Source organism: Streptomyces sp. NPDC058457 (assembly GCF_042720695.1).
In the GTDB taxonomy this organism is placed as follows: Bacteria; Actinomycetota; Actinomycetes; order Streptomycetales; family Streptomycetaceae; genus Streptomyces.
Map to the genome: position 1 here is coordinate 20845 of NZ_JBHXLU010000134.1, position 7412 is coordinate 28256.

Consider the following 7412-nt stretch of genomic DNA (forward strand, 5'->3'; position numbering starts at 1 on the left):
GGCTGCCGGCCGCGCTCCGCGGATATCGCTCCTGGCCGCGGCTTCGTAGCGTCTCCCCCAGCCAGTTCGCCCCGGATCGTCGTCCACGAAGAGGAACCGTGTCCGCGTCACCGGTCTCGTCCGGGCGGAACGGGGCCCGGCCGCGGCCCGGTCCCCGAGCCGTCGACAGAATCGCCCGTGCGCCCCACAGAGCGGTGGGCGAACGACAGCCGACGCACACCGGCGCCACGGCCCCGGCCGACAGGCGCCTGCCACCACTGGAGGTATGTCATGCCCGGCACCGACGAAGCGACGAAGGCCATCACCGCCGCGGTTGTCGACAGCTTCCACGGCACCCCGGACTCCCGGTTGCGTGAACTGCTCCAAGGGCTCGTTCGCCATCTGCACGGTTACGTCAACGAGCTGCGCCCCACCATCGAGGAGTGGGAGTACGCCGTGGACTACCTCACCGCCGTGGGGCAGAAATGCGATCCCACCCGTCAGGAGTTCATCCTCCTCTCCGACGTGCTGGGAGTGTCCATGCTGGTCGAGACGCTGAACGAGCAGGGCGGTGGCACCGAGAGCACGGTGCTCGGGCCGTTCCACGTGGTGGAGTCCCCCCAGCGCGAGAGCGGGGACAACATAGACCTCATGGGCACCGGAACGCCCTGTGTCGTCTCGCTGCGCGTCACGTCGTCGGACGGCAGCCCGCTGCCCGGAACGAGCGTCGACGTCTGGCAGTGCAGCGAGGACGGCTTCTACGACGTGCAGCAGCCCGACGTCCAGCCGCTGGGCAACGGACGCGGTCTGTTCCGGACCGACGACGACGGCCGCGTGTGGTTCCGCACGATCGTGCCGAGTCACTACCCCATTCCGACCGACGGCCCGGTGGGAGTGCTGCTGGACGCCACCGACCGGCACCCGTACCGCCCGGCCCACATCCACTTCATCGTCGAGGCCGCCGGCCACCGACCGCTGACCACACACATCTTCGTCGCCGACGGCCCCTACCTCGACTCGGACGCCGTCTTCGCCGTCAAGGAGAACCTTGTCGTCGACTTCGTGCAGGTCGACGACACGGAGCGGGCACGCGAGTACCAGGTCACCGCCCCGTTCCGCACAGCCGAGTTCGACATCACCGTCGAGCCGGAGACGACCGACCCCGAGGCGATCGAGCCCGAGACGAACAAGGACGCCCCATGAACACCCCGCTCGACTTCAGCTACCAGGCGCTCCCGATGCGTGTGGTGATGGGCACCAACACCCTCGACCGGCTCGCCGACGAGATCGACCACGCCGGCCTCAAGCGGGTCATGGTGCTGTGCTCGCCCGAACAGCGGGAGCTCGCCGAGACCGTCGCCGGTCTGATCGGCGTCCGTGCGGTGGACATCCACCCCCACGCCCGGATGCACGTACCGGCCGAGTCGGCGGCCGCGGCCCAGCGGCGCGCGGAAGAGGTGAACGCGGACGGCTGCGTCGCCGTCGGCGGTGGCTCGGCGATCGGCCTCGGGAAGATCGTCGCCCTCCAGCACGGACTGCCGGTCGTCGCCGTACCGACGACGTACGCCGGGTCGGAGATGACACCGGTGTGGGGCCTGACGGAGAACGGTGTCAAGCGCACCGGCCGGGATCCACGCGTCCTGCCGGTCTCGGTGCTCTACGACCCCACGCTCACCGTCACCCTGCCCGCAGCGGTCTCCGTGACCAGCGGCATGAACGCGATCGCGCACGCGGTCGAGGCCCTGTACGCGCCCGACGCCTCACCGGTCATCGACCTGATGGCCGAGGAAGGGGTACGCGCGCTCGCCACCGCACTCCCGGACATCGTCGCCGACGGCACCGACCTCGACGCCCGCGCCCGCGCCCAGTACGGCGCCTGGCTGTGCGGCGCCTGCCTCGGAGCCACCACCATGTCCCTGCACCACAAGCTGTGCCACGCCCTCGGCGGCACCCTCGACCTGCCGCATGCCCAGACCCACACCGTGGTGCTCCCGCATGCACTCGCCTACAACCAGGACGCCGCACCGAAGGCGGTGGCCGCGCTCGGCCGCGCCCTGGGCGCCGCCGACCCGGCCGCGCATCTGTGGGACCTCGCCGGCCGGCTCGGCGCGCCCCGGTCCCTTCGCGAACTCGGCATGGCGGAGAGCGACATCGACCGGATCGTCCAGGTGGCGCTGGCCAATCCCTACGCCAACCCCCGTGAGGTGACCGCGGACGGCCTCGGCCGGCTCCTGCGCGCCGCCTGGTCCGGACAGCCTCCGGTCTCCTGAGAGCACCTCCGCCCCGCGAAGGAGATCAGGTCACGGCGGACCCGGAACACGAGGGAGTCCGAACGAGCATGGACAGGGTCGTCGCCTCCGCCGCCGAGACGGACGTGTCGGACGTGTCGGACGGCGTGTCCCCTCCGTGATCGGGGGATTCGGACTGAGTGGAGTTCCGGACGCGCCGGTCCAGGCGTTCTTCGCATCCGCGTGGCGTGGCTGTTGGTGGTGTCCACAACTGCGGGGCTTCGGACTCCGGGCTGGCGGTCCGGTTCGCCGGCGATCGTGGCGAGCGGATGACCCGGTCCCCTTCGCGGAGGAGGAGAGCGTCCGGGCGAACGTCTCGTTGGAGGCGACGACGGAGCTCGGTCCACTCTCCCCCAAGGAGGGGGAACGGCGACAGCGGACAACTCCTCCCCGCTCAACGACGGCGCAGCAGCCTTCCTCCTCGCCGACCAGGACGGGCTGCAGGCCGCGAGCCGCTAGCGCGGATCACCGCGTCCTGTGTCTGGCGATCGGGCTGCTCTGCTTCGGTCTCGCACTGGTCGAGGCGGCCCACCGCGCCCGGGACCGGGCGGGCAGGGACTTCACCGACTTGGACGTGCTCAATCTCGAGTTCAACCCTCAGCGTCGTCGGGCTCGAACAGCAGTCGTACGAAGTCGGTGACTGGTCCGACGATGTCGAGATCCTGGTCGAGCACCCACTGCAGCTGGAGCCCGTTGAGGACCGCTTGGAAGAGGGCCGCCGCGCTCTGCGGGCTGACGCCGTCGCGGAGTTTGCCGCGGGTTGTCTCGTCGGGGAATCCGTCGGCGAACTGGGCACGGCTGCGTTCGTAACGCTCGACAAAGTAGGTGTGCGCGGGATGGTCCGGCCGCGAGGCCGCCGCCGCGAGCTCGATCCACAGGCGCATCAGCTCGGGGGCCTCCTGGTGGTGACGCATCAACTCGCCCAGGTAGGGCCCGAGCCGGTCGAGACTGTCGACCTCGGCCAGGCCTCGCTGCCACTCCTCGGAGTCGCGGTCGGAGAGCACCTCGGCAAGGAGTTCCTCCTTGTTGCGGAAGTGGTGCAGGAGCCCGGCGTGGGTGATGCCGGCCCGTTCCGCGATATCCCGCAAGGACGCGTTGGCATAGCCGCGCTCGGCGAAGCTGTCGCGCGCCGCCCGTACGATCTCCGCCCTACGAGCCGGTGTCTTGGCGTACGGTCCCCGGGCTCGTGCCTGCCCCACGGTGCGCTCACTCTCCTTGACGGCGCTGGTCCGGACGGTGGTCATGGTCGGTCCGGGCGTAAAAATTTACCACACGGTCGGGATTTGAGGCGGCGCGCATCGGGGGTCGAGTAAGAGGTAACGCTCTGATTACGAACATCGATCGTACTCTTTTCGCCCCTCCCTGTGCAGGCCTAGCGTCGCATTGGAAAACGACCACTTGGTAAGTGTTGATGCGGGCGCCTGGGGCGAAGGCCTCGGCGTGCGCTGGTTCCAGGGCGAAGGAATCCTCCCATGCGCATTGGGCACCTGCCCTCTCGGTCCTCGACATCCCGCTCCGTCCGCCCCCGCCCGGCCCCTCGTGGGTCGGCAGGTTCGCGTCCGGAGGTGCGGGCAGTCGAGCGGCGGGGAGCGGTCCGGTCGGCTTCGTCCGCTCGATTCCGAACGCCCGTGCATTCGATGACTGTTGTCTGCTGCGCCGGCCGCCGACCCGGTGGCGGGACGCGGACGGTGACTCGAATCGTGTCACCGGGGCAGCCCCGGATGCGGTCGCCGTGAGTGCCGGGCGGACGGACGCGGCCTCGACGCGACCTCAGGAGCGACGAGCCGCTGGCCGCAGTCGCCCGGGCGGACCCCGCCCGGCCTGCACTCGCGATGCGGCCGGGTGGGGGTGGGGTGGAGCATGGCCGTCAGTCCGTCGCCGCGTCCTCGACCGGGTCGGGAAGGTTACCGATGCCCACCTGGGGATCTTCGCCGAGCTGTCCGCTGAGCGCCGTCTCACCCGTCTGCGGCGGCGCCTTCGTATCGTTGCAGGAACCGCTCCACGAACTCGAGGGCCTCCGCGTGCCGGGTCGTCATGCCCATCGCGCTCTCCATCATCAGGATCCGGCCCAGAGCGTTCGTCAGCATGAGCAGCACGGCGGGGGACACCTCGGGCGGCAGTGCGGTGCCTGCCTCCGCGAGTCTGCGGGTGAGTGCCTCCAGCTGTGCCTCGCGGTAGTGCTCGGCGCGGGCGGCGAGCTCGGCGCGGATCGCCTTGCGGTGGTTGGCCAGGGCGGCGAACTCCGTGGTCAGTGCGTTTCCCGGGTGGCTGGCGACGCGCCACAGGGTGCGCAGTGGCTGCGGGCCGTCCAGAAGGCGGACCACCCGCTCCACTTCTGCGTCGCCGCGCCGCCGTAGTACGGCGAGGAACAGATCGTCCAGCGAGCGGAAGTAGTACAGCACCAGCGCCGGTGCCACGTCGGCCTCGCGCGCCACACGGCGGATGCCCACGGCGGCGTACCCCTCCTCGAGCATCAGCCGCTCGGCGGCATCGAGCAGGACCTGGCGCGTCTTGGAGTTCTCGGTGCCCATGCGGCGAGGTGCGGTCATGCCGCTCATTGTGCTTGACGGCTTGTGAGAGCGATGTTAAACAGTTGTTCAGCGCTCGTGTTAAACATTCGTTCAATGCGCGAACGGAGGACCGGGCCGATGGTGCGGACCACAGACGAGGCGACCTCCGGGCATCGCTGCACCGGCACCCGTGTCCCGCGTGTCGAGGACACGAGCCCGCTGACCGGAACCGGCACCTACCTCGTCATCGTCGTCCGCCCCGACCTCCGGCGCGCCTGCCTCGTCCGCGACCCTGTGGCCCGCCTCCGCATCGCCGCCGTCGATGTGCCGGAGGCGCTCCCACACGAAGGCGTGCCCGACGTGTCCGTCGCCCGGGACCTCGACCCGGGCGTGCGCGAGCAGCGGTACACCGTCGACGGACGCGACACCCGCCGGCCGCCGTTGGCCGAGAGCGAGGTGCGGTTCGTCGGCGACTACGACGACCTGCCGCCGGTCGCCGACCACGCCACTGCGCTGAAGGCCGCCGGGTCTGGCCGGTCCCCGCAGTCGGACAACCTGCCGGGGCAGTCGACCGGGCGCCCGATGGCAGACCTCGACCCCGTCCTCGGCGGCACACCGCTTCTGGTGAGCGTGACCGTCCACCAGCAGTCCTGCGCCCCCGAGCCGATGGAGTCCCGTGGCATCGTCGCTGCGACACGCTGCGGTGCCAGGACCTGCCGCAGGCGAACTCCAACGGGATGCCTTACGACCACATCACCCCGTACGAGAACGAACAGGCTCAGGCGATCCCCGGTCACCCGGCCTTCTGGCGGGAGCAGGGACAGGACCTCGCCGGGGGACACCATCTCGGCGGCGGCACCCGTGACGAGGGTCAGCCGGCCGCTGACGCCGCCCCGTTCCAGGGCACGGCGGGCGCGACGATCCGCATCGAGCGCTCAGGGACGGTCGACGTCCACCCGCGGCAGACCGTGCGGGAACAGCCTGGAGACCACCGTCGTCCAGCCCGCCGTCAGCGCTCAACCCGGTGACCAGGTCTCCCCTCTGTCGTCACCCCCCGACCGTATCCAGACCAACCCCACCATGGAATCGAGGTATCTCATGCCCGGACGAGTCGAAGGCAAGGTCGCCTTCATCACCGGTGCCGCGCGCGGCCAGGGCCGCAGCCATGCCGTACGGCTGGCCGAGGAGGGCGCCGACATCATCGCCGTCGACGTGTGCAAGCAGCTCGACGGCGTCACGTTCCGCATGTCGACGCCCGAAGACCTGGAGGAGACGGTCAGCCAGGTGCAGAAGCTGGGGCGGCGGATCCACGCCGTGCAGGCGGACGTTCGCGACCACGATGCGCTCAAGGCTGCCGTGGACGACGGTGTCGCCGAATTCGGCCGCTTGGACATCGTCGTGGCCAACGCCGGCCTTGGCAGCACCGGCGCCACCCTCGACGTGATGGACGAGAAGACCTGGCGCGACATGATCGACGTGAACCTGACCGGCGTGTGGTTGTCGACCAGGGTGTCCACCCCGCACATCGTCGCGGGCGCCCGGGGCGGCTCGGTCATCCTGACCAGCTCGGTCGGAGGCCTCAAGGGCTACCCGAACATCGGCCACTACATAGCCGCCAAGCACGGCGTGGTGGGCCTGATGCGCACGATGGCAGAGGAGTTGGGGCCGCACAACATCCGCGTCAACACGCTGCACTCCACCCAGGTCAACACGCCGATGGTGATGCACGAGGACACCTACAGGATGTTCCGCCCCGACCTGGAGAACCCCACCGCCGACGACTTCGCGGCGGTCTCCCAGAGCATGCACGTGCTGCCCACCCCGTGGGTCGAGTCGCTGGACATCAGCAACGCCGTCCTCTTCCTCGCCTCTGACGAGTCCCGTTTCGTCACCGGCGTGACCCTGCCGATCGACGCCGGCGCCCTGCTCAAGTAGGAGGCGTGAACGTGACTACCGCAGACACCATCTACTGGGACCCCTACGACCCCGCCCTCGCCCGCGACCCCTATCCCCTCTACGCACGGCTGCGCGAGGAAGCACCCCTCTACTACAACGACCAGCACGACTTCTACGCCGTCAGCCGCCACTCCGACGTCCAGCGCGGTCTCGCGGACTGGCAGACCTATTCCTCCTCCCGTGGCGACATCCTCGAAATCATCCAGGCGGACATCGAACTCCCGCCCGGCACCCTCATCTTCGAGGACCCGCCCGTCCACGACATCCACCGCCGCCTGCTCGCCCGGGTGTTCACGCCCCGCCGGATCGCCACCCTGGAACCGCGGGTACGGGCCTTCTGTCGGCGCGCGCTCGAACCGGTCACCGGCGCGGAGCGGTTCGACCTGGTCGAGGCCGTCGGCGCCGAGATGCCGATGCGGGTGATCGGGATGCTGCTCGGCATCCCCGAGGCCGACCAGCCCGCCATCCGTGACAAGACCGACGACACGCTGGGCACCGAGGACGGAGGAAAGATCAACCACGAGGACATCCTCAGCACGGATGCCTTCAAGGACTACATCGAGTGGCGCAAGCAGCATCCGTCCGACGACCTCATGACCGAGCTGATGACCGCCGAGTTCGAGGACGAGCACGGCTTCACCCGCACCCTCACCGACGAGGAGGTCCTGACCTACTGCTC

5 protein-coding genes and 1 pseudogene are annotated in these 7412 nt (G+C 69.8%); 4 read left to right on the forward strand and 2 right to left on the reverse strand.

What is annotated here, in order from left to right:
• The first annotated feature begins 270 nt into the window (after positions 1-270).
• Complete coding sequence (locus tag ACFWPS_RS50670; protein ID WP_383720370.1) at positions 271-1182, forward strand: dioxygenase; 912 nt, start codon at positions 271-273, stop codon at positions 1180-1182.
• Positions 1179-2249: a maleylacetate reductase gene (locus tag ACFWPS_RS50675; RefSeq protein ID WP_383720372.1), complete on the forward strand. Its 1071-nt coding sequence runs from the start codon at positions 1179-1181 to the stop codon at positions 2247-2249. Before ACFWPS_RS50670 ends, ACFWPS_RS50675 begins: the two co-directional genes overlap by 4 nt.
• Before the next feature lie 608 nt (positions 2250-2857).
• On the opposite strand, the gene ACFWPS_RS50680 is transcribed toward ACFWPS_RS50675, so the two are convergent.
• Together ACFWPS_RS50680 and ACFWPS_RS50685 are read right to left on the reverse strand one after the other, a co-directional pair.
• Positions 2858-3466, reverse strand: a complete 609-nt coding sequence (locus tag ACFWPS_RS50680) for a TetR/AcrR family transcriptional regulator (protein ID WP_383720380.1) — start codon at positions 3464-3466, stop codon at positions 2858-2860.
• Positions 3467-4222: 756 nt separating this feature from the next.
• Positions 4223-4816: a TetR/AcrR family transcriptional regulator gene (locus ACFWPS_RS50685; RefSeq protein WP_383720375.1), complete on the reverse strand. Its 594-nt coding sequence runs from the start codon at positions 4814-4816 to the stop codon at positions 4223-4225.
• Positions 4817-4915: 99 nt separating this feature from the next.
• On the opposite strand from ACFWPS_RS50685, the gene ACFWPS_RS50690 reads away from it, so the two are divergent.
• Both ACFWPS_RS50690 and ACFWPS_RS50695 read left to right on the forward strand, forming a co-directional pair.
• The gene (locus tag ACFWPS_RS50690; RefSeq protein WP_383720377.1) at positions 4916-6712 is read left to right on the forward strand and encodes a mycofactocin-coupled SDR family oxidoreductase; all 1797 of its coding nucleotides are present in this window, start codon (positions 4916-4918) and stop codon (positions 6710-6712) included.
• 11 nt (positions 6713-6723) lie between these two features.
• Positions 6724-7412: pseudogene (locus ACFWPS_RS50695) on the forward strand (cytochrome P450); the annotation flags it as partial.

What these genes read in the sequence shown, in the direction of transcription:
- ACFWPS_RS50670 (WP_383720370.1), top strand. Translation starts at nt 271, where the DNA reads ATGCCCGGCACCGACGAAGCGACGAAGGCCATCACCGCCGCGGTTGTC.
- ACFWPS_RS50675 (WP_383720372.1), top strand. Translation starts at nt 1,179, where the DNA reads ATGAACACCCCGCTCGACTTCAGCTACCAGGCGCTCCCGATGCGTGTG.
- ACFWPS_RS50685 (WP_383720375.1), bottom strand. Translation starts at nt 4,816, where the DNA reads ATGACCGCACCTCGCCGCATGGGCACCGAGAACTCCAAGACGCGCCAG.
- ACFWPS_RS50690 (WP_383720377.1), top strand. Translation starts at nt 4,916, where the DNA reads ATGGTGCGGACCACAGACGAGGCGACCTCCGGGCATCGCTGCACCGGC.